Consider the following 271-nt stretch of genomic DNA (forward strand, 5'->3'; position numbering starts at 1 on the left):
GTCCGGGGCGCTGTTCCTGTCGGGCCGGCTCTACGACGACGGGGTGATCGACCCCCGCGACACCCGTACCGTCCTCGGGCTCTGCCTGTCGGCGATCCACAACGGACCGGTCAGGGGCGCCGAAAACTTCGGCGTCTTCCGGATGTAGGGGGCTCCCACTCGTGATCACCCGACTGCTCGTGGCCAACCGGGGCGAGATCGCCCGGCGGGTCCTCGCCACCTGCCGGGCGCTGGGCGTCGAGACCGTCGCCGTGCACTCCGACGCCGACGC

Annotated in this window: 1 pseudogene; it reads left to right on the top strand. The window is 72.0% G+C overall.

The annotated features are described in order from the left end of the window. Positions 1-161: 161 nt before the first annotated feature. A pseudogene (locus ACLQ29_RS35550) lies at positions 162-271 on the top strand (biotin carboxylase N-terminal domain-containing protein); the annotation flags it as partial.

Source organism: Micromonospora sp. DT228 (genome assembly GCF_049841595.1).
Taxonomy (GTDB): Bacteria; Actinomycetota; Actinomycetes; order Mycobacteriales; family Micromonosporaceae; genus Micromonospora.